The sequence below is a fragment of the Zoogloea oleivorans genome, from assembly GCF_008107625.1.
Lineage (GTDB): Bacteria > Pseudomonadota > Gammaproteobacteria > Burkholderiales > Rhodocyclaceae > Zoogloea > Zoogloea oleivorans.
The window spans coordinates 128,420-152,432 of sequence record NZ_SDKK01000007.1 but is presented as its reverse complement, the minus strand read 5'-3'; the positions used below and the strand labels follow the sequence as shown (position 1 = coordinate 152,432).

The 24,013-nt window shown below is 64.8% G+C and carries 19 protein-coding genes; 8 read left to right on the top strand and 11 right to left on the bottom strand.

Annotated elements, in window-relative coordinates:
- Positions 1 to 39 precede the first annotated feature (39 nt).
- From ETQ85_RS09030 to ETQ85_RS09000, 7 genes are all read right to left on the bottom strand, one after another.
- Entirely contained in the window at positions 40 to 1,932 is a 1,893-nt protein-coding gene (locus ETQ85_RS09030; RefSeq protein WP_148578714.1) for a DUF1989 domain-containing protein, read from the bottom strand.
- Positions 1,929 to 2,444, bottom strand: coding sequence for a flavin reductase family protein (locus ETQ85_RS09025; protein ID WP_148578713.1), 516 nt, complete (start codon positions 2,442 to 2,444; stop codon positions 1,929 to 1,931). The genes ETQ85_RS09030 and ETQ85_RS09025 overlap by 4 nt, the downstream gene beginning before the upstream one ends.
- Before the next feature lie 92 nt (positions 2,445 to 2,536).
- Complete coding sequence (locus ETQ85_RS09020; RefSeq protein WP_148578712.1) at positions 2,537 to 3,919, bottom strand: acyl-CoA dehydrogenase family protein; 1,383 nt, start codon at positions 3,917 to 3,919, stop codon at positions 2,537 to 2,539.
- Between the two features lie 54 nt (positions 3,920 to 3,973).
- On the bottom strand, positions 3,974 to 5,059 hold the full coding sequence (locus ETQ85_RS09015) for a heme-dependent oxidative N-demethylase family protein (protein ID WP_148578711.1): 1,086 nt from the start codon (positions 5,057 to 5,059) through the stop codon (positions 3,974 to 3,976).
- A 22-nt stretch (positions 5,060 to 5,081) separates the two neighbouring features.
- Entirely contained in the window at positions 5,082 to 6,032 is a 951-nt protein-coding gene (locus ETQ85_RS09010; RefSeq protein ID WP_187394650.1) for a PDR/VanB family oxidoreductase, read from the bottom strand.
- Positions 6,029 to 6,610 (bottom strand): dimethylamine monooxygenase subunit DmmA family protein, encoded by a 582-nt coding sequence (locus ETQ85_RS09005; protein WP_148578710.1) that lies wholly within the window; start codon positions 6,608 to 6,610, stop codon positions 6,029 to 6,031. The genes ETQ85_RS09010 and ETQ85_RS09005 overlap by 4 nt, the downstream gene beginning before the upstream one ends.
- An 11-nt stretch (positions 6,611 to 6,621) precedes the next feature.
- A complete protein-coding gene (locus ETQ85_RS09000; RefSeq protein WP_148578709.1) occupies positions 6,622 to 8,316 on the bottom strand; it encodes an APC family permease in 1,695 nt (564 codons plus the stop codon).
- A 173-nt stretch (positions 8,317 to 8,489) separates the two neighbouring features.
- On the opposite strand from ETQ85_RS09000, the gene ETQ85_RS08995 reads away from it, so the two are divergent.
- Together ETQ85_RS08995 and ETQ85_RS26195 are read left to right on the top strand one after the other, a co-directional pair.
- Positions 8,490 to 9,353: a TorF family putative porin gene (locus ETQ85_RS08995; protein ID WP_148578708.1), complete on the top strand. Its 864-nt coding sequence runs from the start codon at positions 8,490 to 8,492 to the stop codon at positions 9,351 to 9,353.
- A 198-nt stretch (positions 9,354 to 9,551) separates the two neighbouring features.
- Positions 9,552 to 11,582 carry a methyl-accepting chemotaxis protein gene (locus tag ETQ85_RS26195; protein ID WP_187394649.1) on the top strand — a complete coding sequence of 677 codons (2,031 nt, stop codon included), beginning with the start codon at positions 9,552 to 9,554 and terminating at the stop codon, positions 11,580 to 11,582.
- Positions 11,583 to 11,657: 75 nt separating this feature from the next.
- On the opposite strand, the gene katG is transcribed toward ETQ85_RS26195, so the two are convergent.
- Positions 11,658 to 13,832, bottom strand: coding sequence for a catalase/peroxidase HPI (gene katG, locus ETQ85_RS08985; RefSeq protein WP_148578707.1), 2,175 nt, complete (start codon positions 13,830 to 13,832; stop codon positions 11,658 to 11,660).
- Between the two features lie 444 nt (positions 13,833 to 14,276).
- On the opposite strand from katG, the gene cydP reads away from it, so the two are divergent.
- The 6 genes from cydP to ETQ85_RS08955 are packed head-to-tail and all read left to right on the top strand — an operon-like array spanning position 14,277 to position 18,103.
- Positions 14,277 to 14,489, top strand: coding sequence for a cytochrome oxidase putative small subunit CydP (cydP, locus tag ETQ85_RS08980; protein ID WP_148578706.1), 213 nt, complete (start codon positions 14,277 to 14,279; stop codon positions 14,487 to 14,489).
- Positions 14,479 to 16,032: a cytochrome ubiquinol oxidase subunit I gene (locus tag ETQ85_RS08975; protein ID WP_148578705.1), complete on the top strand. Its 1,554-nt coding sequence runs from the start codon at positions 14,479 to 14,481 to the stop codon at positions 16,030 to 16,032. Before cydP ends, ETQ85_RS08975 begins: the two co-directional genes overlap by 11 nt.
- 11 nt (positions 16,033 to 16,043) lie before the next feature.
- Entirely contained in the window at positions 16,044 to 17,183 is a 1,140-nt protein-coding gene (gene cydB / locus ETQ85_RS08970; RefSeq protein ID WP_148578704.1) for a cytochrome d ubiquinol oxidase subunit II, read from the top strand.
- 12 nt (positions 17,184 to 17,195) lie between these two features.
- Entirely contained in the window at positions 17,196 to 17,327 is a 132-nt protein-coding gene (cydX, locus tag ETQ85_RS08965) for a cytochrome bd-I oxidase subunit CydX (RefSeq protein ID WP_148578703.1), read from the top strand.
- Between the two features lie 21 nt (positions 17,328 to 17,348).
- Complete coding sequence (locus ETQ85_RS08960) at positions 17,349 to 17,597, top strand: cyd operon YbgE family protein (protein WP_148578702.1); 249 nt, start codon at positions 17,349 to 17,351, stop codon at positions 17,595 to 17,597.
- A 14-nt stretch (positions 17,598 to 17,611) separates the two neighbouring features.
- Positions 17,612 to 18,103 carry a hypothetical protein gene (locus tag ETQ85_RS08955; protein ID WP_148578701.1) on the top strand — a complete coding sequence of 164 codons (492 nt, stop codon included), beginning with the start codon at positions 17,612 to 17,614 and terminating at the stop codon, positions 18,101 to 18,103.
- Between the two features lie 3 nt (positions 18,104 to 18,106).
- On the opposite strand, the gene ETQ85_RS08950 is transcribed toward ETQ85_RS08955, so the two are convergent.
- From ETQ85_RS08950 to sbcD, 3 genes are read right to left on the bottom strand one after another with little or no spacing between them, the layout of a single operon-like run.
- Entirely contained in the window at positions 18,107 to 19,309 is a 1,203-nt protein-coding gene (locus tag ETQ85_RS08950; RefSeq protein WP_222862111.1) for an MFS transporter, read from the bottom strand.
- 6 nt (positions 19,310 to 19,315) lie between these two features.
- The gene (locus ETQ85_RS08945) at positions 19,316 to 22,783 is read right to left on the bottom strand and encodes an AAA family ATPase (RefSeq protein ID WP_148578700.1); all 3,468 of its coding nucleotides are present in this window, start codon (positions 22,781 to 22,783) and stop codon (positions 19,316 to 19,318) included.
- Positions 22,780 to 24,012 (bottom strand): exonuclease subunit SbcD, encoded by a 1,233-nt coding sequence (gene sbcD / locus ETQ85_RS08940; protein WP_148578699.1) that lies wholly within the window; start codon positions 24,010 to 24,012, stop codon positions 22,780 to 22,782. Before sbcD ends, ETQ85_RS08945 begins: the two co-directional genes overlap by 4 nt.
- Position 24,013: the final 1 nt, after the last annotated feature.

Sequence of the window (24,013 nt, the reverse complement as noted above, 5' to 3'; positions counted from 1 at the left end):
TGAATGTTCACCGCCCAACATGGACTTCGCAGGGTGTAGTTAAGCCCTCACGCGCGCCTTGGTCGGGTCGTAGTGCGGAAACGCCACCACTTTGGCGTCCAGGCGTTTGCGGTGGCCGTCGAGTTGGCCGATCTGCAGGGCGGTGTCGAGGGGGGAGTAGGCGACATCGACCCGCGCCAGGGCGATCTGGGTGCCGAGGACCGGTGAGCGCACTGTGCTGGTGATTTCTCCGACTTTGGCGCGGCCGAGGTAGATGCCGTCGCCGTGGCTGGCCGGTTCGTTGCTGGCGATGGCGAGGCCGACGAGTTTGCGGCGGGGGTGGGCCTTGCGTTCTTCGAGGGCGGCTTTGCCGATGAAGTCTTCGGGCTTGGAGAGGGCGACGGTGAAGCCGATGCCGGCTTCGAAGGGGTCGGTCTGGTCGCAAAACTCGTGGCCGGCAAAGGCCAGGCCGGCTTCGATGCGCAGCATGTCGAGGGCGTCGAAGCCGAGCGGGGTGGCGCCGGCTTCCATCACCGCCGTCCATACGGCCGGGCCGTCCTTGGGGGCGCACCACAGTTCATAGCCCAGTTCGCCGGTGTAGCCGGTGCGTGATACGACGAGCGGGATGCCGGTGGGGCCGCCGAGGCGTGCGGCGGTGAAGCGGAACCAGCCGAGTTCGCTGATTGTTGGCTGAACCGGGGCGGTCCACAGGATCTTGTTCAGCAGTTCGCGGCTCTTGGGGCCTTGCACGGCCAGGTTGTGCAGGGCGTCGGTGGTGTCGCGGATATGCACGTCGAAGTTGCCGGCGGCGGCTTGTTCCTTGAGCCACAGGCCGGTGGTGTCTTCGCCGCAGACGAAGCGGAAGACGTCGCGGCTCATGCGAAAGACGGTGCCGTCGTCCATCATGCCGCCGTGGGCGTGGCATACGGCGGTGTAGACGATCTGCCCGACGGCAAGTTTGCGCAGGTCGCGGGTCTGCACTTTTTGCAGCAGGGCTTCGGCATCAGGCCCGGACACATCGAATTTGCGCAGGGCCGACAGATCCATGACCGCCACTTTCTCGCGGCAGGCCCAGTATTCGGCCAGGGTGCCGTGGCCGACGAAACTGCGTGGCAGCCAGAAGCCTTTGTAGTCGATGAAGTCGCGGGTGAGGGTTTCGGTGACCGGGGCGAAGGCGGTCGGGCGGGTCAGGCGGGCAGGGGAGTCGGGCGTCATGCGGTGGGCCATCGCGCGGGGGAAGGAATGGGCGGCGTCATAGATGCGCGCCTCGATGTCGGTGGGCTGCCAGGCGTTGGCGGGGTCGATGTCGTCGGCGCAGGACGATACGGCCACCACCAGATCCTTCATGGCCTTGAGCAGCACGTAGTCGCCGGGTTTCGACCAGGGTTCGGCAAAGCCGAGGGTGCCGCAGGGCTGGATGAAGGTGTTGTAGAAGAAGTTGATGGCCGGCCAGCCGGCCCGCGGACGAATGCCGAGGGGCGCCAGCACGGCGTTGAAGTTGTCGCTGCAATTGGCGTGGCCGGGAAAGCCGGCGTCTTCGTAATACTTGGCGGTGCACGCCAGTGCGAAGGCGTCGTGGCGGCCGACGGTGTCCTGCACGGTTTCGAGCAGCGGCTGCATGCGCGCGTCGAAGTACTTGGCGTGCAGGCCCGGCTGCGGGTAGGCGGCGCCGGCAAGGGTGCGCGTCACGGTGGGGTCGAGGCCCCATTCTTCGCCAGTGGCCAGCGCGGCGGCGTCGAAGGCCAGCAGGTCAGAACACTGGCGGCCTTCCACGTCGATAACCTGCAAAAACTGGCCGGCCTTGAGGGTGAAGGCGCGCGCACTGGCGGCGGTGATGCGGATCACGGCCAGCGGTTCGGGAAAAGCCTGTGGTGCCGGCGGCGGTGCGGCGGCGGCGAGCAGGAAGGGGTCGCCCTCCGGCTCGGCAAGGCCCGGGGGGACGATGTCGTTCATGCGCAGACCTCCCGTTCTGCCAGTTGGCGGTAGCCGCCGGCACAAAACACCAGCGGTTCGCCGTCGCGAAAGCGCAATTGGCTGACTTCGGCGACGAAGATGGTGTGGTCACCGCCCGGGTATTGGGCGTAGGGCCGGCATTCGAAGGTGGCGAGGGTGCCTTCGATCAGCGGCGCGCCATGCTGGCCGGCAGCGTAGGCGAGATCGGCCCACTTGTCGCCGCCACCCCGGGCGAAGCGGTTGGAGAGGTCTTCCTGCGTGTCTCCCAGCACATGAATGGCCAGCGGGCCGCCGGCCGCGAAGGCTTCGCAACAGGCCATGTTCTTGGCCAGGCTGAAGAGCACCAGCGGGGGGTCGAGGGACACGGTGTTGAAGGAACTGACGGTGGCCCCCACTGGCCGTCCGTCCGCGTCCCAGGTGGTGACGATGGTGACGCCGGTGGGAAACAGGCCGAGGACCCGGCGGAACAGGCGTCCGTCGAAGGGGGCGGAGTGGCAATTGGGCGTGGGCATGGGATCTCCGGAGTGTTTGCGCCTGCGAGGAAGCCGTGACGCGCGTCGGACCGGGGTCGCGACGCGCGGCAGGCCTGATCGCAAGCGGGTCCTTAGGCTTGGGCTTCGGCGAGGAGCTTGGTGGCGAAGGCGGCCTTCTCGTCCTTGCTCATCTTCTTCAGCTCATTCGACAGCACGCGCTGGTTGACCGACTGGTTCCAGTAGTCGAGCACTTCAAAGCCGAGCAGCGCGGCCTTGCCGACGAACTGGCGCAGCACTTCGTTGGTGGGGCCCATCACCCAGCCGGCCTTGCCGTCACGCAGCAGGCGTTCGATGCCGAGGGCCGGCTTGTAGCCGGTGCCGCCGCAGGCGTGGAGCATCTTGTCGACGACGTAGGTGACGTTCTTGGAGGAGAAGAACTTGACCTGCCACAGCCAGTTGAGCAGCGCGGTGCGCGGCAGGTGGCCAACTTCGGCGTGGGCCGACCAGTCGCAGTTGTTGGTCTGGTCATCCAGCGCCTTGGCGGCCAGGTAGACGTAGCTGCGGCTGGCGTTGGTGTCGATCAGGCATTCGCCGACGTAGTCCTGGATGGTCGGGTAGTCGGCCACGCGCATGCCCACGTCGTTGTGCACCTTGCGGGTGGTGTGGTTCTTGGTGATGTCCATGGCGGCCAGGCTGATGCCGTTCCAGCAGGCGGAAGAGCACACCAGGAAGAAGGGATCGACCACTTCGTCGTTCGACTTGGCGCCGTCACCCACCGGGCCGACCAGCGCGTCGGGGGCAATCTCTACGCCATCCACCGAGATCGGGCCGGACTGGTTGCCGCGCATGCCGAGGCCGTCCCAGTTGGCGGGGTCGGCCTTGATCTGGTCCTTGGTGACCAGGAAGCACGACAGGTTGGAGTAGTCACCGCCAAAATCGGGCGAGGTGGTCTGGATGATGTACCAGTCGGCAAAGCCGCCGGAGGTGGTCCAGGAGGCTTTCTTGAAGACTTTCCAGCCCGTGTCGGTGCGTTCGGCGCGGGACGACATGGGGTACCAGAAGTGGGAGCCGGTTTCCGGATCGGAGTAGGACAGGGTGCCGATCAGCACGTCCTTGTCGACGCGGCGCAGGATGTCCTTGAGGCGTTCGTTGTCGTGGTGGCGCAGCAGCGCGGCGGCACACGCGCCGAGGTGCATGGTGTAGCACATGGCGGTGGAGGGGCAGCCGTAGCGGGCGATGGTCTCGACGACCATGGCGGCGCACAGGTGGCTTTCACCGCGGCCACCGAGTTCCTTCGGGATGGTCAGGCTCATCAGGCCCATGGCGGCCAGGGCTTCGAAGTTCTTGCGCGGATACACGTAACCCTTGTCGCTCTCGATGGCGTTGGGGCGCAGGGTGGTGTCGCACAGGGCAATCAGCTCGGTCTGCAGGGCCTTTTGCTCGGGGGACAACAGCCAGTGCGGGCTCCATTCGGCGCCGATGCCTGCGGGGGGGAGGTGGGTGAGTGCGTTCATGGCAGATTTCCTTTGTGGGTTTGAGTGTTGGGGTGTGTTCTTGTGGGTCGGACTTCAGTCCGACACCCGTGGCGTCAGCGTGGTGACACCTGCTTCGGTGCCCACCGGCAATTCGGCGCCGTCGTCATGTTTGGCCAGCCATTCCAGCGCGGCCGGCAGGTAGCGGGTCAGGCCCTTGTATTCGACGAGTTGCGGCGGCAGGGTGGACAACACCCGGTTGAGGCGCTTGCCCCACTTGGGCACGCGGGCCAGATCGTCCAGCGACGCCAGGTAGCAGCGGATCGGGAAGAGGATTGCGTTGCTGCGCGGCAGGCGCCACAGGGTTTGCAGCTCGACGCGCAGGTGCACCTTGTCGCCGGCGTTGTCGGGGGTCACGCTGGCGCGGTCGGGGCCCCACTCGGGGTAGGTTTCGGGCGAGGTGTCGAGGCGCGGGTTGATGCTCATGGTCCAGTTGAGGCGGCGCACCGGCTGGCCAAGGCGCAGCATCAGCAGGTACTTGAGGGCGCGCTCGAAGACGCCGGCCTGATGCGCCAGCGGCACCGGGCCGTGCCATTCCATGAAGCTCATGCCGACGTCGAATTCCAGCGACCAGTCGGCCTGGGCGGTGACCATGCCGGCGTCCATGTAGAGGTTGTCGTCGCGCTGATCGCAAATCGCGAAGTCGCCCTGGGCCTGACGGGTGATGTATTCAAAGGGCTCGCAGGGCAGGGTGTCGGCGTCGCCGAAGATGAAGCTCTGCTCGATGCCCAGCGGGCGGTTGATCCAGGTCCAGCGGCTGCCGAAGTCGTCGCCTTCCTTGGTGAGGGAGAACAGTGCCGGGTAGTCGGCCGACAGGTTCTCCATCAGCAGTTCGAGGGTGTCCCACTGGGCCAGCATCATGTGCGGCAGGGCCTGATAGCGGCCGGGGTCGCGCTCGAGGGTGATGGCCCGGTCGCGGCATTCGGCGATGTAGTGCTCATCGACGTCGAAGGGGCGCAGGAAGATGTCACTCGGGCCGCTGCGGGTGTGCGGCTCGATGTTGACGCTGTACATGTACTTGTCTTCCGGGAAGGGGAAGGGGAAGCGCAGGATGGCGGCGTCGCTGTTGCGGTAGCTGTAGTCGCCGCGGAAGGTTTCTTCGGGCTTGAAGGCGATGGTCATGACGCGCTCCTTGATGTGGGTTTCACAGATCGAGTACGAGCAGGCCGCTCTTGGCCCGCGATACGCAGGGCATGATCAGGCGGCCGGATTCGCGCTCGGCGGGGGACAGGACGTGGTCGCGGTGTTCGGCCTCGCCTTCCAGCAGCGGGGTCATGCAGACGCCGCAGGCGCCGCCCCGGCACAGGCAGGGCGCCTTGACGCCAGCGCGCTCGATGGCCTCGAGCAGACTTTCGTCCTCGCCCACCTCCACCTCGATGCCGGACTGGGCCAGGAAGGCGCGGAAGGCCTCGCCGCCGGACAGGGCCGAGCCGAAGTGCTCGCAATGCACGTGGTTGGCGGGCCAGCCGGCCGCCGCGGCGGCAGCGATCACCTCGTCGTTCATGGCGGCCGGGCCGCATACGTAGAGGTGGGTGCCGACGGGCTGGGTGGCCAGCAGGGCCGGGATGTCGAGGCGCTGGCCATCGGCGTCCCAGTGAAAGGCCACGCCCGTTTGTCCGGCGATCCACGGGGCGAAGACGTTCTGCTCTTCTTCGCGGCAGCACACGTGGAGGGCGTAGTTCGCGCCGCTGAAGGCGAATTCGGCCAGGTAGGACAGGAAGGGCGTGATGCCGATGCCGCCGGCAATCATCAGGTGACGCCGGGCGGTGCGTACCGGCGGAAACAGGTTGCCCGGCCAGCTGGCCTCGATGGTGTCGCCCACTTGCAGTTCTTCATGGATGAAGGCCGAGCCGCCGCGCGAGGTGGGCACCCGGCGCACGATGATTTCCCAGGCGTCGCGGGTTCCCGGCCGGCTGACCAGGGAGTAGGCGTTGCGGAAGGTCCGCGTTTCGCCGGCCAGGGTCAGCTGGATGTGGGCGCCGGCCGCCGCCGGGGGCAGCTTGCTTCCGGTGGCCGCCACCAGACGCACATGGCGCAGGCTGGGCGCGATGTCGGTGACGGTGCTCACCTTGAGTAGGAGGGTTTCGCCGATCATGCGAAGGCCTCCTCGATGGCCGGGATGGCGCCCGGTGCTTCGGCGTCGATCATGACGCCCATGAAGGCGCCCAGGCGGCGGGAGAAGTGGTCGCGCACCAGCAGGTGGCGGCCGCAGCCGGCGCAGGGAACGATGCTGGCGGTGACGTTTTCGGTGAGCGTGTGACAGTGGGTGCACCACACCCGGCGGCGCAGGCTGCCGGCGTGATGAAGCTGCACCTGGTTCGGGCCGAAGCCGATGATCGAGGCGGCGGTGGTGACCGACCACAGGAAGGGCTCGGTGCCCTGTACGTAGAGGCGGTCACCCATCCCGTAGTCGCGGGTGGCACAGGCGAAGAGGTCCAGCACGTCGACCAGCTTCTCCAGGTGCCACACCTTGCCCGGCCCGCTGCTTGCTGTCGGTGCCCCCACCAGCCAGGTGTGGAGCTTGTCATTTACCGGGGCGAAGGTGTCGGTGAGGGCTTCGAGGCGGCCGGTCAGGAGGGTTTCGCCCTCGATCACCAGCAGGTGCTTGCTGCCGGCCAGGTCGGGTTCCAGGGCCCGGTAGGTCGGGCGGCTCGTGATGTCGGAGTGCATCATGGCGGGGCTCCTCAGACGACGGCCACGGCGTGGGCGATGGCGATTACCGCCGCGCCGCCGGCCAGGGTCAGGTAGGGCAGGATGCCGGCGCGGGTGCCGACGCCTTCTTCGCTGCCCAGGTGCATGTCTTCCTGCATCGCGGCGGGGAACTGGCCCTTGTCGACGATGTAGTGGCGGTAGAAGAACACCGGCAGGATCAGCGCGGCCGCCAGCAGGCCGGTGGCCAGGGTGCCGGCTCCCCAGATGTCGGCGCCCATGCCCATCAGTGCCAGGTTGGCAAAGGCCAGGACGGTGCCTGTTGCGAGCAGCCAGGTGGCGGCCTTGAAGGGACGCGGCCAGCGCGGACGGTCGATGCGGTGGATCCAGGCGGCGTTGAGATTGAGGAAGTTGAAGAGGATGTAGCAGACGTTGGAGATGGCCAGCACGAAGACGTAGTCGGACATCAGCAGCAGGAGCAGGTTGAAGCCCAGGTCGGTCCACATCGCGGCGGTGGGGGCGCCGTTGCCATTCACGTTGGACAGGTACTTGGGCAGCCAGCCATCCACCGAGGCCTGGTAGAGGGTGCGCGACGAACCGGCCATCGAGGTCATGATCGACAGCACCAGGGCCAGCACCAGCATGGCCATCAGCACGTGTTCGACCAGCGTGCCGCCGCCCAGCATGTGGGCCATGGCGTGGGCCACGCCCATGCCGCTGTAGATGTCCGGCGACAGGATGCCGTCGTACACCGCCGGGGTGATCACGTTGCCGGCTGCGTCGAGCACTGCCGGCGTGACCAGCTGGCCGAGGCCGATGGAGCCCTGGAAGGCCAGCGGGACGACGGTGAATACGAAGATGCACAGCAGGCCCGAGTACAGGATGGCCTTGAAGGTGTCGGTGCGCGGGTTGCGGAACTCGCGGGTGTAGCAGACCGCCGTCTCGAAGCCGTAGGTAGACCACGCCGCCATGAACAGGCCGCCGGCAATCAGCGTGATGCCGGCCATGTCCCAGTTGCCGTCGATCACTGCACCGCTGGCGTCCTTGGCCAGCGGGTAGAGCGGCGTCAGGTTGGCGGTGGGGATGTCACCGGAGAGCAGCGGCCACAGGCCGATCAGCATCAGCGGGGCCAGCGCCGCGATGCCCAGGATCATCTGCATGCGGGCGGCCTGCAGGATGCCGCGGTGCTGGATGGCGAAGGCGCCCAGCAGCACGGCGGCGCCGAGCACGAAGGTGGCGTTGATGCGCAGGGCCAGGCCGGCTTTCACGCCACTCAGGTCGAGCAGGGTGATCTGCCAGGTGTTGATGGCGGCGTCCGGCGCAAACAGGATGGACAGGATGTAGCCTGCTGCCAGCCCCGAGCCGATGGCCAGCACCGGCGACCAGGCCAGCCAGTTACACCACACCGACAGGGGCGCCAGCATCTTGCTGTAGCGCACCCAGGCCACCGCCCCATACACCGACGCACCGCCGGACTTGTGGGGGAAGAGGCCGGCGATCTCTGCGTAGGCAAAGGATTGCAGGAACCCGAAGGCGATCGAAATGATCCATACCGCCCATGACGGTTTGCCCACCGTGGCGGCGATGGAGCCAATGGAAAAGAGCACCAGGGCCGGTACGCCACTGGCCACCCAGAAGGCGCCTGCCCAACCAATCTTGCGATGGAGCGTCGCGCTGGCGCCGCCGCTCCCGATGCCGCTTGTTACGGCATCCACTGTCGTCGTGTTCATCTGCGTTCTCCTCAAGGTCGAAAAACCACACCGCTGACTGCGATATGGACTGCACTGTCCGCCCGGTTGCTGCAGCGAACAATTCGACTTTGGGAGTAGGTCGGAGGGGGAATTGAGGGAGTACGCGCACAGGCGTGAAATGGCACCATCCCAACACCGACAGAGGCTCTACGATGAAAACCGCACTTCGGAATGCAGTTCGCAAATACGGCTCCGGGCTGCTTCTGGGCCTGCCTGCCCTGGCGTCTCCGGCCTTCGCCGAGGACGCACCGGCGCCCGTCCCGGAACTGACCAGCAACATCGGCGTGGTCTCGGAATACGTCTTCCGCGGCATCCGCCAGACCTGGGGCAACCCGGCGGTGCAGGGCGGCTTCGACTACGCCCACGCCTCGGGTTTCTATGCCGGCGCCTGGATGTCCAATACCAGTGCCAACCTGTATGCCAACGCCACCATCGAGATTGACCTCTACGGTGGCTATCGGGGCGCGGTGGGGGATTTCACCTACGACGTGGGCCTGCTGCAGTTCCTCTTCCCGGGGGCCAACTATGACAAGATCACCCCGGCCGGCAGCTACGCCAAGAAGAGCTACAACTCCACCGAGTTCTACCTCTCCGGCACCTGGCAGTGGCTCAACGTGAAGTATTCCCGCGCCATGACCGACGTGGGCTACTTCGGCTTCACCAGCAACAACGCCGGTGTCGGTGCCTTCCCGGGCAACCCGTCGGCCGGCGTCAGTGGCGGCGATACCACCGGCTCCTGGTACATCGAGGCCAATGTGGCCTACGAATTCCTGCCCACCTGGACGGCCAGCCTCCACGCCGGGCGCCAGACCATCACCCACGCGAAGGGGCTCGACTATTCCGATTACAAGGTTGGCGTCAGCAAGGTTCTGCCCGGTAGCTGGACCCTGGGCCTGGCCTACACCACGACGGCGGGCGCCGACTACTGGAAGAACTACCCCAGTGTCGCCGGCAACGGAACCACCAAGGACATGAACGCAGGAACCTGGATCGCCTCGGTAAACCGGACCTTCTGAGACACCCAGGCGCAGCGTATTGGCCACGACAACCGGCCCCCGCAAAGGGGTCGGTTTTTGTTTTTTCAGGTGCGATACTTATTTGATCCAGATCAACGGAGTGCTTCTGCATGGCATGCCGGACCTTCAGTTCCCGCTGCCGATGCCGATGCCGAGGCTTGACCCCGCAAGTGCCCCATTGATCGGAGAGAAAAATACATGTTTCGCAATAGCAGCCTCGGGCAAAAGCTGACGGCGGTTATCGTCGCCGTCCTGCTTCTGGCCTTCGCAGTGGGCTCCGTCGTGCTCAGCCGTTTCTCGGACCGGCTCGTAACGGAAGCGGCCACTACCTCTGTGGAAACCGTGAATGCCACCGTGCTGGACATGGTGGATGTCTTTGCCGTGCAGTTGGAAAAGGGCGCCGACCGTTTGATGACCGCCCTGCAGTTCAGCATTCACGAGCCCCTTCATCTGGACGCGTCGAGTACCTTGAAGATTGGCGAGCGTGCCGCGCCAGTGCTGCGGCTGGCTGGCAAGCCCCTCAACCTGGATTTCGGACTGGTGGACATGTTCACCAGAGAGACCGGCGGCGTTGCGACCATCTTTGCCCGGGATGGCGATGACTTCGTGCGCATCACCACGTCGCTGAAGAAGGAGGACGGCTCTCGCGCCGTGGGAACGCTGCTCGACCGTGCCCACCCGGCCTATGCGAATATCCTGAAAGGGGAGTTCTACCGCGGTCCGGCCCGCCTCTTCGGTCGTGACTACTACACCAAATACGTGCCCATCCAGGAAAATGGCCAGGTTGTCGGCATCCTCTTCATCGGCGTGGATTTCACCGACGAACTGAAAGCCCTGACTGCGCGCCTCAAGGCCACCCATATCGGCGAGACGGGCTACGTCTTTGTGCTGAATGCCAAGGCCGGCCCGGCCTTCGGCAACTTCGTCACTCACCCCGAAATGGAAGGGAAGAGCGCGCTGGAGATCACCGATTCAGATGGCCGTTTCATCGTGAAGGAAATGCTCGAAAAGAAGAAAGGCATCATCAGCTATACCGCCCGGGATGCGGGTGGCGCCTCGGGCAAGGGCAAGATTGCCGCCTACGGCCACAATGAGCGACTCTCCTGGGTGATCGCCTCGGGGGCGAACATGGAGGATCTGGGCCGCAGCATGAACGCCATTATTTACCTGGCGGGCTGCATCGGTCTTGCTCTGGTCGTCGTGTTGCCCATCCTGATCTCCGTTGTCATCCGCAAGATCGTCTCCGTGCCGCTGGGGGAACTGCAGGACTTTTGCCAGCGCGTCGAGAAGACCCACGATTTCACCCTGCCGGCGCCCCGCATGGGCAATGACGAGGTCGGTCAGACCGGACGGGCGATCGTCAGTCTGCTGGAAACCCTCCGCCAGACATTCACCGAGCTGCTGGACACCGTATCCAAAGTGGATCAGGCGGCCCAGGAAATGTCGGAAGCGTCGGTCAATGCCTCCCGGCAATCCCATGTGGCCAGTGATTCGGCTTCGGCAATGGCTGCTGCCATCGAGGAAATGACGGTGAGCATCAGCCACATTACCGAGAGTGCAGGGGTTGCCATGAATCTGGCCCAGCGGGCGGGCACGCGTTCCCGCGAAGGCTGCGAGACCATCCTCGGCGCCACGCAGGAAATGACCACCATTTCGGATGAGGTGCAGCGGGCCTCCCTGGTGATCAACGATCTGACCCAGGAAGCCAGCCGCATTTCGAGCATCGTCAGTGTCATTCGAGAGGTGGCGGAGCAGACCAACCTGCTGGCGCTCAATGCCGCCATCGAGGCCGCGCGGGCCGGCGAGAGTGGTCGAGGCTTTGCCGTGGTGGCCGACGAGGTGCGCAAGCTGGCCGAACGCACGTCGGTGTCGACCAGGGAGATTTCCGCCATGGTGGAAGCGGTCCAGTCCCTTTCGATTCAGGTCAATGACATCATGGGGCAGTCGGTGGGGCAGGCGGAGCACGGTTCGGCCCTGGCTCGGGAGGCGACCGCCACGATCACCGAAATCCAGGAAAACGCCGACCAGGTCATCGAACTGGTCCAGGAAATTACCCTGGCGATGACCGAGCAGAACATCGCCAGCCAGCAGGTTGCAGTCCAGACAGAGCACGTCGCCCGGGTGGCGGAGGAAAACAACGTGGCCTCGATCCAGGCCAACCGCTCCGCCGAACGTCTGGAAGCGCTCGGTACCGCCATTTCTACCCAGGTAAAGCAGTTCAAGATCTGAGCAGTCAATGTAAAAAACCCCGCGCCACGATGGATAGGTCGTGGAACGGGGTTATTGCCGGCAGAAAATCCGCGATCAGGCCAGGTCGAAGCGATCCGCGTTCATCAGCTTGGTCCAGGCGGCCACGAAGTCATTGACGAACTTCTCCTGGCCGTCGTCCTGGGCATACACCTCGGCGTAGGCACGCAGCACCGCGTTGGATCCGAACACCAGATCCACACGGGTGGCCGTCCACTTCACGGCGCCGCTCTTGCGGTCGACGATCTCGTACAGGTTCTGGCCGGCCGGCTTCCAGGTGCAGGCCATGTCGGTGAGGTTGACGAAGAAGTCATTCGTCAGCACACCGACCCGGTCGGTCAATACGCCATGACGCGAGCCGCCGTGGTTGGTGCCGAGCACGCGCATCCCGCCCACCAGCACCGTCATTTCGTGGGCCGTGAGCCCCATGAGTTGGGTCCGGTCGAGCATCAGCTCTTCGGCACTGACCTTGTAGTCTTTCTTGAGCCAGTTGCGGTAGCCGTCGTGAACCGGTTCCAGCACATCGAAGGATTCCGCGTCGGTCATGGCATCGGTGGCATCGCCCCGGCCCGCTGCAAACGGTACGGCGATGTCAAAGCCCGCTGCTTTGGCGGCCTGCTCGACGCCCACGTTGCCGCCGAGCACGATCACATCCGCCACGCTGGCACCGGTGTCGGCAGCGATCTTTTCATAAACGGCCAGCACCCTGGCCAGGCGGGCTGGTTCGTTACCTTCCCAGTCCTTTTGCGGGGCGAGGCGGATGCGGGCACCGTTGGCACCGCCGCGCATGTCCGAGCCGCGGAAGGTGCGGGCGCTGTCCCAGGCGGTGGCAACCAGGTCACTCACCGTGAGCCCGCTGGCTGCAATCTTCGCCTTCACGGCGGCCGCATCGTAGTCGGTCCGGCCGGCGGGTACCGGGTCCTGCCACAGCAGGTCTTCCTGGGGCACTTCCGGGCCGATGTAGCGGGCCTTGGGACCCATGTCCCGGTGGATCAGCTTGAACCAGGCGCGGGCAAAGACTTCCGAGAAGTAGGCCGGGTCCTGGTAGAAGCGCTCGGAGATCTTGCGATATTCCGGGTCCATCTTCATGGCCATGTCGGCGTCGGTCATGATCGGGTTGTAGCGGATCGACGGATCCTCCACGTCCACCGGCTTGTCTTCTTCGCGGATGTTGACCGGTTCCCACTGCCAGGCGCCAGCCGGGCTCTTCTTCAGTTCCCACTCGTAGTTGAGGAGGAGGGTGAAGTAGCCGTTGTCCCACTGGGTCGGGTGGGTGGTCCAGGCGCCTTCAATGCCACTGGTCACGGTATCGCGGCCCACTCCGCGGGTGGTGTGGTTGTTCCAGCCGAGACCCTGCTCGCTCACATCTGCCGCTTCCGGTGCAGGGCCGAGATTGGCCGCACTGCCATTGCCGTGGGCCTTGCCGACGGTGTGGCCACCTGCAGTCAGGGCGACGGTTTCCTCGTCGTTCATGGCCATCCGGGCAAAGGTTACGCGCACATCCTGGGCTGTCCGGAGCGGATCGGGCTTGCCATCGACGCCTTCCGGGTTCACGTAGATGAGGCCCATCATCACGGCGGCGAGGGGGTTTTCCAGGTCCCGTTCGCCAGAGTAGCGGCTGTTGGGGTTGTTGGTGGGGGCCAGCCATTCCTTCTCGGAACCCCAGTAGGTGTCCTTCTCCGGATGCCAGATGTCTTCACGACCAAAGCCGAAACCGAAGGTCTTGAGGCCCATCGATTCATAGGCCACATTGCCTGCCAGCACGATCAGGTCGGCCCAGCTGAGCTTGTTGCCGTATTTTTTCTTGATCGGCCATAGCAGGCGACGCGCCTTGTCCAGGTTGACGTTGTCGGGCCAGGAATTGAGGGGGGCAAAGCGCTGGTTGCCCGTGCCGGCGCCACCGCGGCCGTCGGCCACCCGATAGGAACCGGCCGCGTGCCAGGCCATGCGGATCATCAGGCCGCCATAGTGGCCCCAGTCAGCCGGCCACCAGTCCTGGCTGTCGGTCATCAGCGCCCGCATATCCTTCTTGAGTGCATCCACGTCCAGTTTCTTGACTTCTTCCCGATAGTTGAAGCCCGATCCCAGCGGATTGGTCTTGCTGTCGTGCTGATGAAGAATGTCGAGGTTCAGGGCATTCGGCCACCAGTCCATGTTTGACTTGCCAACGGCCGTATTGCCACCGTGCATCACCGGACATTGACCCGTCGTTTTCACGTTGTTTTCGTTCATCTCCGTCTCCTGTCGTTCTGGCTTGTTTGCACTCACAGTCGCGCCGGGAAAAGTCCAGCTCCGGAGATAAACCCGGGTCCTGCGCTTCCACGCATGCGGATCTGGCGAGTGGCAGATCCGCATCCGATACGCCCGATTCAGCAGACGTCCCGGCCGTTTACACAGCATACATTAGCGATCATTAATTCAAGTGATGCTGTACATCAGCATTGACTATGCGGGCTCTTTTGACGTGAAACCGGGGAGAGCACAGTGCATCGCAGCAAAGCGGTCTCGGTTTCTGCCAGAGGAAGGGTGTGTGCCAGCTTGGCTGCCAAGTGCTGTCATGGCAGTGACTCGCGATTGGTGTGCTGCGGCTTATCGTCACGTGCGACAAAAAACAAGCCTTTGTAGCAACACGACTTTTTGATCGATTGGCAGAATGGCACGGCTCTTGATTAGCACTTGCTGATATTCAAAGAAAGCTGCCAAACCGTGAAGCCCTCCGATTCGCCCCTTCAACGTCATCTTGGCTGGATTGTCGCCATCAAGTTGATCGCGCTCTTTGCCCTGTGGTGCTTATTTGTTCGTGATGCAGGGGTGCGCATCGATCCGGCCGCGCTATCGAGGCAGTTCGCCCCCAATCCCATCGTTCAAGGAGCACCTCATGGTCAGTGAACAACTGGTCGACCTCTCGCGGCTGCAGTTTGCCGCCACTGCCCTGTACCACTTTCTGTTTGTGCCGCTGACCATCGGCATGGTGTGGATGCTGGTCATCATGGAGTCGGTGTACGTGATGACCGGCAAGCCCCTCTACAAGGACATGACCCGCTTCTGGGGCAAGCTCTTCGGCATCAACTTCGCGCTGGGGGTGACCACCGGCATCACCCTCGAATTCCAGTTCGGCACCAACTGGGCCTATTACTCGCACTACGTCGGCGACATCTTCGGCGCCCCGCTGGCCATTGAGGGGCTTATGGCCTTCTTTCTCGAGTCGACAATGATCGGCCTGTTCTTCTTTGGCTGGGATCGCCTGGCACGCAAGCAGCATTTGCTGGTGACCATCCTGATGGCGGTCGGCACCAACCTGTCGGCGCTGTGGATTTTGATCGCCAACGGCTGGATGCAGAACCCGGTGGGTGCCGAGTTCAGCTACGTGACGATGCGCATGGAGATGACCGACTTCTGGGCGGTGGTGTTCAATCCGGATGCCCAGGCCAAGTTCGTGCATACCGTGTCGGCGGGCTACGTGACCGGAGCGATGTTCGTGCTGTCGATCTCGTCCTGGTACCTGCTCAAGGGCCGCGACGTGGAGTTCGCCAGGCGCAGCTTCGGCATTGCCGCGGCCTTCGGCTTTGCGTCGGTGTGCTCGGTGATCGTGCTGGGCGACGAGTCCGGTTACACGGTGGGCGAAGCCCAGCAGACCAAGCTGGCGGCCATGGAAGCCATGTGGGAAACCGAGCCGGCCCCGGCCTCGTTCAACCTCGTCGCCATTCCCAACGAGGCGGAGATGAAGAACGACTTCGCTATCGAAATTCCCTGGGTGATGGGCCTCATTGGCACCCGTTCGCTGGACAAGCAGATTCCCGGCATCAAGGAGATCAAGCTCAAGAACCGGGAACGCATCGTCTCCGGCATCGAGGCCGTGACGGCCCTTGATGCCCTGCGTCGCAACCAGAACGACGAGGCCGCCCGCCTGAAGTTCGAGGCACACAAAACCGACCTGGGCTTCGGCCTGCTGCTCAAGAAGTACGTCAGTGACTTCAGCCAGGTCACGCCGGCCATCATCGACAAGGCGATGAACGACACCGTGCCCCGCGTCGCCCCGATGTTCTGGAGCTTTCGCCTGATGGTGGCCCTCGGCTTTGCGATGCTGCTGCTGTTTGGCCTGGCCCTGTGGCACTCGGTGAAGGGCGATTTTGCCGACAAGCGCTGGCTGCTGCGCTGGGCGTTGTTGTCGCTGCCGATGCCGTGGATTGCCTGTGAGGTAGGCTGGTTCGTGGCCGAATACGGCCGCCAGCCATGGACGATCTACGGCGTATTGCCGACCCATCTGTCCGTGTCCACCCTCAGCGTCGACAACCTGTACGGCTCGCTGGCCGGTTTCGTCGGCTTCTACACGGCGCTGCTGATCGTCGAGATGTATCTGATGGTCAAGTTTGCCAAACAAGGCCCGGGCAGCCTCGGTACCGGCCGCTATGCCAACGAAGCCCACGCCTGAGGAGAACTGAAATGCTTGATTACGAAACCCTCAAACTGATCTGGTGGCTGCTCGTCGGTGTGCTGCTGGTGGGCTTTGCCATCATGGATGGCCACGACATGGGCGTCGGTACGCTGCTGCCCTTCGTCGGCAAGAACGACGTGGAGCGTCGTGTCGTCATCAACACCGTCGGCCCCCACTGGGACGGCAACCAGGTGTGGTTCATCACCGCCGGCGGGGCCATCTTTGCGGCCTGGCCGCTGGTCTATGCCACGGCCTTCTCGGGCTTTTACTGGGCCATGCTGGCGGTGCTGTGGGCGCTGTTCTTCCGTCCGGTGGGTTTCGACTACCGCAGCAAGATCAACAACCCGACGTGGAGAGGCGTCTGGGACTGGGGGCTGTTCGTCGGTGGTGCGCTGCCGCCGCTGATCTTCGGTGTGGCCTTCGGCAACCTGTTCCAGGGCGTGCCGTTCAGTTTCGACGATCACCTGGTGTCCACCTACAGCGGCTCCTTCTGGGCGCTGCTCAACCCCTTTGCGCTGCTGGCCGGGGTGGTGTCGACGGCGATGATCACCTTCCACGGCGCCATCTACCTGGCGCACCGCACTGTCGGCGAGATCCAGTGGCGGGCGCTGCGGGCGGCGGGCTTCTTTGGCGGGCTGTTGCTGCTGGCCTTTGCCAGCGCCGGCCTGTGGCTGTGGATGGCGGTGCCGGGCTACGTGATCCAGTCGGTCGTGGACGGCGCTGCGCAGCCCGATCCGCTGGCCAAGACGGTGGTACGCGAGGCCGGTGCGTGGTTTGCCAACTATCGTCGCTACCCGGCGACGCTGGCTCTGCCGGTGCTCGGTTTTGCCGGTGTGCTGGCCGCCCAGGTGCTGGCCCGCACCGGGCGCACGATGGCGGCCTTCTGGGCCTCGGCCCTGGCCATTGTCGGGGTCATCGGTACGGCGGGGGCGGCGTTGTTCCCCTTCATCATGCCGTCCTCCCTTGATCCGAATTCCAGTCTGACCGTGTGGGACAGCGTGTCGAGCCGCATGACGCTGACCATCATGCTGTGGGCCACGCTGATCTTCATGCCGCTGATCATCCTTTACACCAGCTGGGCCTACCGGGTCATGGGCGGCAAGGTCACCGCCGCCTACGTGCGCGAAAACAGCCATTCGGCTTACTGAGGAGGCAATAACATGTGGTACTTCACCTGGATTCTGGGCATCGGTTTCGCCGTCTTTCTGGCCATCCTCAATGCCCTGTGGGCCGAGCACGAGGCAAGCCGCCAATCCACTCCTGGAGCGCGCGATGCCGACAAATCCCTGTAAACGGCAGCTTGTCCTGATTCGATGCACCTGCCCAGCCTGTTAGTTGCCCTGCTCATCATGTTTGTGGGCACCTTGTATCCACTGCTGATGGCGGACTCCGGGGGGCAGGCCGACCATGGGTTCGCGATGGCGCTGTTGGCGGCCATGACGGCGGGTTTTGTTCGTGGCGTCGGTTTTGTTCCTGTCGCACGCGTCTGGCGGTGGCTCTTTTCAGGCTGGGCCTGCACACTCTCGCTCGTTCTGGCGATCGTTTTGAAGCGCCTCCACTAAACTGGCTCGAAAAAATGACATTCACCAAATCCATCGTGTCGCGACTCCTGGCAGGCATGTTTGCCCTGGCGCTGCCTTTTGCGGCAATTTCTGCACCGCTCGTGACGGGGGCGTCCGTGCCGGCGCTGGTGCTTGAGGACCAGCACGGCAAAAAGGTTTCCATCGAAGCGGGTACGCGCATTGTGCTGTTCGCCGCCGACAAGGCGGCCAGCGATTTCGTCAACGAAACCCTGGCCGCCCAGTCGGCTGGCGTGCTGGATCGCCTGAATGCCGTTTACTTTGCGGACATCAGCGCCATGCCGGCACTGATCACGCGGATGTTTGCCCTGCCGGCTTTGCGTGAGCTGCCTTTTGCCGTCGGGCTCGGTCGCGAGGCGAGCCAGCTTGCCGACCTGCCGCGTCAGAAAGGCGCGGTGACGCTCCTGCGGATGGCTGACGGAAAGCTGGTCAGCGTGGAATATGCACGCGATGCCGGCCAGCTCAGGCAGGCCATGGGCATCAAGTAGTTTTTATCGCGCTCGGTTGGCGATGGGGATGGCCATCCGGCGACGGAAAATCATGACCAGCGTAATCAGTGCAATCGTGACTACCGCCGGCAGGGCGTAGAGATTCAGCGTTGCCCAGCCCTGGCCAAGCACCAGGGCGCCGGCTGAAATCGATGACACCGCCTGCACCCCGAAGACCATCAAGTCGTTGCTGCCCTGCACTTTGGCACGCTCTGTCGGCCGATAGGTTTCGGTGAGCAGGGTCGTGCCGCTGATGTAGAGGAAATTCCAGCCAATCCCGAGCAGCAGCAGAGCCCACCAGAAGTGCATCAGCGATACCCCCGACATGGCCAGCCCGATGCAGGCCAGCATCAGCACGGCCCCGGCGAGCAGCACCGACATCACGCCGACCCGCCGGATCAGACTACCGGTGAAGAAGGAGGGCGCGTACATGCCGATCACGTGCCACTGGAGGACAAACGCGACATCGGCAAAGGCAAAGCCGCACACGTCCATGGCCAGGGGCGTGGCTGCCATCAAAAGATTCATCGTGCCGTAGCCGATGGATGCCGCCAGTACCGCAACGACAAAAGCGGGTTGCCGGGCAATTTCCGACAGGGGCCGTGGGGGCTCGCCCCGGGGCGATGCGCTTGCCGAATCAACGATCTTCAAGCGGCTGGCGATCAGCAGTGCGATCAGCGCAAATCCGGCCAGGGAAGCATACGTGCCCAAAAACTCCACGCCCCAGGCGTTGCGGGTCAGGTTGCCGACAGCCGGCCCGACGAAGCCACCCAGGATGCCGCCGGCGAGGGTGAAGGAAATGGCCTTTGACTTCCAGTCGGCAGGCGCAATGTCTGCTGCGGCAAAACGGTATTGCAGGCCGAAGGCGTTGTAGCTGCCGGCAACCAGGGTGCCGAGGCACAGCAGCCAGAAGCTTCCGGTGTGCACGGCAAATGCGCTCAACAGACCTCCTGCGACCCCCAGTACTGCGCCGAACATGAAGCCCGCCCGCCGCCCGAAGCGCCGCATGAAAAAGGAGGCCGGCACAGTCAGCAATGCCGTGCCGACCACATAGCCGGTAATCGTCAGGGTGGCCAGTGCGGGGGAGGGCGCCAGGGCGCGTCCGACCAGGCCATTCACCGCGATGAGGGTGACTGCGTTGCAAAGCAGCATGCCCTGGCAGGCGGCGAGGAGCCAGATGTTCCGGAGGATGCTTCGATCGATCATGGGGCGCTACCAGGAGAGGCGTGAATGTCCGATGCCGCCGCCCTTGTCTACCCTGATCTGGGCCGGAATGCGCTCCTTCAGGCCTTCCACGTGACTGATGATGCCGATCATCTTGCCGCTGGCGTTGAGGGTGTCGAGGGCATCCAGGGCGATGTCCAGGGTGTCGCCATCCAGCGTGCCGAATCCTTCGTCGAGGAACAGGGAGTCGATGGAGGTCTTGCGGCTGACGAGGTCGGACAACGCCAGCGCCAGGGCCAGGCTGACGAGAAAACTCTCGCCGCCGGACAGGGTGCGGGTATCCCGGGCGGCTTCGCCCTGCCAGCTGTCGATGATGTCCAGCTCCAGCTCGCCGCTGCCCTTGCGACGCAACAGGTAGCGGCCGTGCAGGCGGGCGAGGTGGCGGTTGGCCAGATGGAGCAGGTGGTCGAGGGTCAGGCCCTGGGCGAACTTGCGGAACTTGTCGCCCCTGGCCGAGCCGATCAGGCCGTCGAGGCGTTGCCAGATGTCCGTTTCGGTGGCCTGCTCGTCGATCTGGACGAACAGGGCCTGCTGACTGCTGCGGCGCTGGCTGTCGTCTTCGAGTCGCTTGCGTTCGCCGCCCAACTGTTCGCTGATGTGCTGCAGGCGGGTTTCCAGGTCGGCTAGCTGGCGCTCCAGTTCGAGTAGCGGATGCTCGGTCAGGGCTTGCGCTTGCAGAGCGGAAAGCTTGTCCCGGGCAGACTTCAGCAGGGTGGTGGCCTGCAGGCGGGCCTGTTCGCCGGTCTCCTTCAATTGCTGCAGATGTTGGCGTTCGTCGGTTGGCAGCAGGGCGGCCAGAAAGGCTTCCTGGTCGGCGAAGGGGCTGGTGGCGAGGGCGTTTTGCCAGGCTCCGGCGGCGCTGCGCAGGGCGATGTGCTGTTCGGCGAGGCTGCTGTTCAGTTGCTGGCGGCGGCCATCCAGGCTGCTCAGTTGCCGGGTGAGCTGGGCGATTTGCTCTGCGCACCGGGCCAGCGCGGCGACCGGATCAACGGGAAGTGTGATCTCGGTGAGGGCTGCCGCGTGCGGGTCGAGGGCTTCCCGGCGGGCGGCCCAGTCTTGTGCTTCGGCGGCGGTGCCATCGCGGCGAGCCTGCTGGCGGATCAGTTCTTCGCCGAGTTGCTGACGGCGTTGCTGCACGCGCTGCCATTCACGCCATTCGACTTCCCGTTCGTGCAGCCAGGGCGTGGCCTCGATGGGCAGGCTGAAGCCGGCGTCGGCCAGACTGGCCTCGAGGCGGCTGTCCAGGCCGGTGAGTTCCTGGTGGCGGATATCGAGTTGGGTGTGGCTGTCGGCCTGGCGTGCGCGCAGGGTTTCGAGGTCTTTCTGGATCAGGGCGCGTTGGTTGAGGGCGGTTTGAACGGCCTGGCCATGTTCGCTGGCGAGCAGGCTGGCCTTCTGGAGTGCGGCGTCTCCCTGCTCGGCGGCTTTCAGGTCGTCACTGAGGCGGGCATGGGCCTGTTCTGCCAGCATTTGCCCGGCCTGCAACTGTTCGGGGTGTGCCCAGGCAGCGCTGCCGAGGTTGTTTGCCAGCGGGGCAAGGAGCGTGTTCCAGGCAGTGGCGAGGCGCTCCAGGTCTTCGCTGGTGCGGGCTTGCTGGGCTTGCAGACCGTCCCGGCGGGTCTGGCTGGCGGTCAGGTCTTTGGCGGCTTGCTGGCCCTGTTCGATGAGGGTGTCGAGGGCGCTTTGCCTTTCTTTCAGGGCGGCTTCGGTGATCGATACATCGAGGGCCTGGTAGGCGGCAATCGCCGGGTGCTCGGTGGCGCCGCACAGGGGGCAGGCCTCGTCGGGGCGGAGGTGCTGGCGGTGGGCTTCCAGGCTCTGGATGCGGCGTTCCTGTTCCAGCAGTTTCTGCTTGTCGGCGACCTGGGTCTTGAGTTCCCTGCAGCGTTCCCGCAGGGTGCTGACGGCCTTGTCCCGAGCTTCGATGCCGGCTTGTTCCTGCTGCAGCTGAATGGCCTGGGTAGCGTGGCGGGCGGTCAGCTCGCGGCGCTGGCGGGCGAGGGTGTCCAGCTGCTGCCAGCGGGCGAGGCCCGCCTGGCTGTCCGTCCAGGTCTGGCGCAGGTCGGCCAGGCTGCGGCCGGCGAGGCGCTGGGTCTGCTGGGCCTGGGTGTCTTGCTGCGTTTGCCTGGCGACCGTCAGGGCTTGTTCGGCGCGGGTGACGGTATGGTTTTGCGTGCCGAGCCGGGTTTCCTGTTCAACCAGTTCCCGGGCCAGGGTTTCCAGGGCCTGTCGGCGGGCGGCGATGTCCTTGTGCAGTATCTGGCGCTGCTCGAACTGCTGGCGCCAGGCGGCCAGGCTTTCACCCAGCCGGGCGCGCTGGAGGTGGGCGGCGCTGAAGGCGTCGAGTTGGCGGTTCTCGTCCTGCAGTTGCTGCCACAGCAGGTCGGCGCCATCGGCGATGTGACGGGACAGGGCGCTGGCGATGGCGTGCTGGCGCTGCTGTTCCTGCTCCAGCGCGGCGCCCTCGGTGTCGAGGGCCCGCAGCGCGGCCTTGCTGTGGTTGACGGCGGCGTTGGCCTGCTGCCAGCGCTCATGCACCGGCTTGAGCGCTTCGGCGGGTGCGCTGGCGGCCAGGCGGAGCAGGCGCGGCGCCGCGTCGGCGAGGGTTTTGTCGGCCTGCTGGAGGGTGGCTGCGGCGTCCTGGCTGTCCTTGTCGGCATGCGCCAGATCTACGCGCCATTGATGCTGGAGCCGGGTGGCGTGTTGCTGGCGCTGAATGTCGGCCTGGGCGGTGGCCAGATCGGTGACGGCCTGTTCCTTCTCGGCGCGAGCTTCGGCGCTGAGCAATTCCATGCCGTCGGCCCGCGCCCTGAGGGTGTTGAGTTGTTCCCGGGTGTCGCGGGCTTGCTCATAGACCCGCTGGGAGATGAGACCGTAGATGTCGGTGCCGGTGAGCTCTTCAAGAAGTTCGGCGCGTTCGTTGGCGCTGGCGTTGAGGAAGGCCGCAAAGCCGCCCTGGGCCAGCAGCATCGACTTGGTGAAACGCGGAAAGTCGAGGCCGGTGATCTCGGCGATCTGCTTCAGCTTGTGGTTGATCTGGCTGCTCAGAATGATGCCCTGACCGCTAGCCGGGTCCACTTTTGCCAGTTCCACCTTGGGTTGCTGGAGGGCGCCCTCGGGTTTGTCGCGGGCCCGGCGCTGGCTCCAGAAGGCACGGTACACCTCCTGCGCTTCCTTTCCATTGACTTCGCCCTTCACCTCGAACTCCACCTCGGCCAGGCAGTCGGCGGTGTGGCGGGTCATGATGTCGTTGGAGGTGGCGGAGATGTTCTTGAGGCGGGGCGTCTCGTGGTAGAGCGCCAGGCAGATGGCGTCGAGCAGCGTCGACTTGCCGGCGCCGGTAGGGCCGGTAATGGCAAACAGGCCGTTGTCCGCGAAGGGCGTGCGGGTGAAGTCGATGGTCCACTCGCCCTTGAGGGAGTTGAGGTTCTTGAGGCGCAGGCGGAGGATTTTCATGGGGCGGCGACGTCCTGGAGGCTGGCCACGATGGCCTGGTAGCGCTGGCTGAGGGCGGCCTGGAGATCGGTATCGAGGGTTTCCTGGGCCAGGCGACGGGCGAAAACGTCGGTGGGGCTCAGTTCGTCGAGGGTTTCACTGCTCAGGGCTTCCAGCCGGGCCGCGGTGTTGCCCCGGTCGCGGCGGATGCGCAGCACTTCGACCGGCAGGCCTTTGGTCAGGGCTTCGATGTGGGCGGGCAGGTCGGCCAGGTAGTCGTCTTCCTTGACGGTCACTTCCAGCCACACGGGTTGTGCGCTGCAGCCTTCGGCGGCTGCCTCGGCAATGGCCACTTTGAGCGCCGACAGGGTGCCGCCGACGCTGATCAGGGTCTGGAAGCGTGGCACCGACAAGGGGGTGACGTGCTGCAGGCCGGAGTCGTCTACATCCACCAGCAGCACTTCCTTTTGCTGACGGGCTTCGTCGAAGCTCAGGGGGATCGGCGAGCCGCTGTAGCGGATGTGTGCCAGTCCGCCGACCTGCTGGGGGCGATGGATGTGGCCGAGGGCGATGTAGTCGACCGGCGGAAAGGCGCTGGTCGGAAAGGCCTCGAGGGCACCGACGTAGATCTCGCGTACCGATTCGCTGGTGCTGGCGCCGACCGTGGTCAGGTGGCCGGTGGCGATCAGCGGTAGTGTCCGGCCCAGTTCGCTGGCCAGGCTGTCGCGACGGGCGCTGGCTGCGTCGAAGACCGCCTGGTAATGAGCCTGGATGGCGACCTGCAGCGACAGCTGCTTGTCTTCGGCACTTTGTCCGGCCTGGCTGTGGAGCACGTCGCGGGGGCGGATGAAGGGGATCGCGCAGACCACGCAGCCGGCTTCCCCGTCCTGTCGGGGCAGCACGCAGACCTGGGCGGCCGGGTTGTCGGCGGCCGGCACCACGGTCGTCCCGAGGCAGGCCAGCAGGCTGCGGCTTTCGCCCAGTACGGCCACCGAGTCGTGATTGCCGCCGAGCAGCAACAGCGCCACTCCCGCGCTTTGCAGCCGGACCACCAGATCGTTGTACAGCTCGCGGGCATAGCTGGGTGGCGCGCCGGTGTCGAAAATGTCGCCGGAGATCAGCACCGCATCCACCGTGTGTTCCACGACCTGCGTGAGCAGCCAGTCGATCAGCGCCTGATGTTCAGCCTGGCGGCTCTTGCCCATGAAATGCTGGCCCAGGTGCCAGTCGGAAGTGTGAAGAATGCGCACG

Excerpts from the sequence above, each read along its gene's own strand:
- ETQ85_RS09030 (WP_148578714.1), bottom strand. The coding sequence starts at position 1,932 with ATGAACGACATCGTCCCCCCGGGCCTTGCCGAGCCGGAGGGCGACCCC.
- ETQ85_RS09025 (WP_148578713.1), bottom strand. The coding sequence starts at position 2,444 with ATGCCCACGCCCAATTGCCACTCCGCCCCCTTCGACGGACGCCTGTTC.
- ETQ85_RS09020 (WP_148578712.1), bottom strand. The coding sequence starts at position 3,919 with ATGAACGCACTCACCCACCTCCCCCCCGCAGGCATCGGCGCCGAATGG.
- ETQ85_RS09015 (WP_148578711.1), bottom strand. The coding sequence starts at position 5,059 with ATGACCATCGCCTTCAAGCCCGAAGAAACCTTCCGCGGCGACTACAGC.
- ETQ85_RS09010 (WP_187394650.1), bottom strand. The coding sequence starts at position 6,032 with ATGATCGGCGAAACCCTCCTACTCAAGGTGAGCACCGTCACCGACATC.
- ETQ85_RS09005 (WP_148578710.1), bottom strand. The coding sequence starts at position 6,610 with ATGATGCACTCCGACATCACGAGCCGCCCGACCTACCGGGCCCTGGAA.
- ETQ85_RS09000 (WP_148578709.1), bottom strand. The coding sequence starts at position 8,316 with ATGAACACGACGACAGTGGATGCCGTAACAAGCGGCATCGGGAGCGGC.
- ETQ85_RS08995 (WP_148578708.1), top strand. The coding sequence starts at position 8,490 with ATGAAAACCGCACTTCGGAATGCAGTTCGCAAATACGGCTCCGGGCTG.
- ETQ85_RS26195 (WP_187394649.1), top strand. The coding sequence starts at position 9,552 with ATGTTTCGCAATAGCAGCCTCGGGCAAAAGCTGACGGCGGTTATCGTC.
- katG (WP_148578707.1), bottom strand. The coding sequence starts at position 13,832 with ATGAACGAAAACAACGTGAAAACGACGGGTCAATGTCCGGTGATGCAC.
- ETQ85_RS08975 (WP_148578705.1), top strand. The coding sequence starts at position 14,479 with ATGGTCAGTGAACAACTGGTCGACCTCTCGCGGCTGCAGTTTGCCGCC.
- cydB (WP_148578704.1), top strand. The coding sequence starts at position 16,044 with ATGCTTGATTACGAAACCCTCAAACTGATCTGGTGGCTGCTCGTCGGT.
- cydX (WP_148578703.1), top strand. The coding sequence starts at position 17,196 with ATGTGGTACTTCACCTGGATTCTGGGCATCGGTTTCGCCGTCTTTCTG.
- ETQ85_RS08960 (WP_148578702.1), top strand. The coding sequence starts at position 17,349 with ATGCACCTGCCCAGCCTGTTAGTTGCCCTGCTCATCATGTTTGTGGGC.
- ETQ85_RS08955 (WP_148578701.1), top strand. The coding sequence starts at position 17,612 with ATGACATTCACCAAATCCATCGTGTCGCGACTCCTGGCAGGCATGTTT.
- ETQ85_RS08950 (WP_222862111.1), bottom strand. The coding sequence starts at position 19,309 with ATGATCGATCGAAGCATCCTCCGGAACATCTGGCTCCTCGCCGCCTGC.
- ETQ85_RS08945 (WP_148578700.1), bottom strand. The coding sequence starts at position 22,783 with ATGAAAATCCTCCGCCTGCGCCTCAAGAACCTCAACTCCCTCAAGGGC.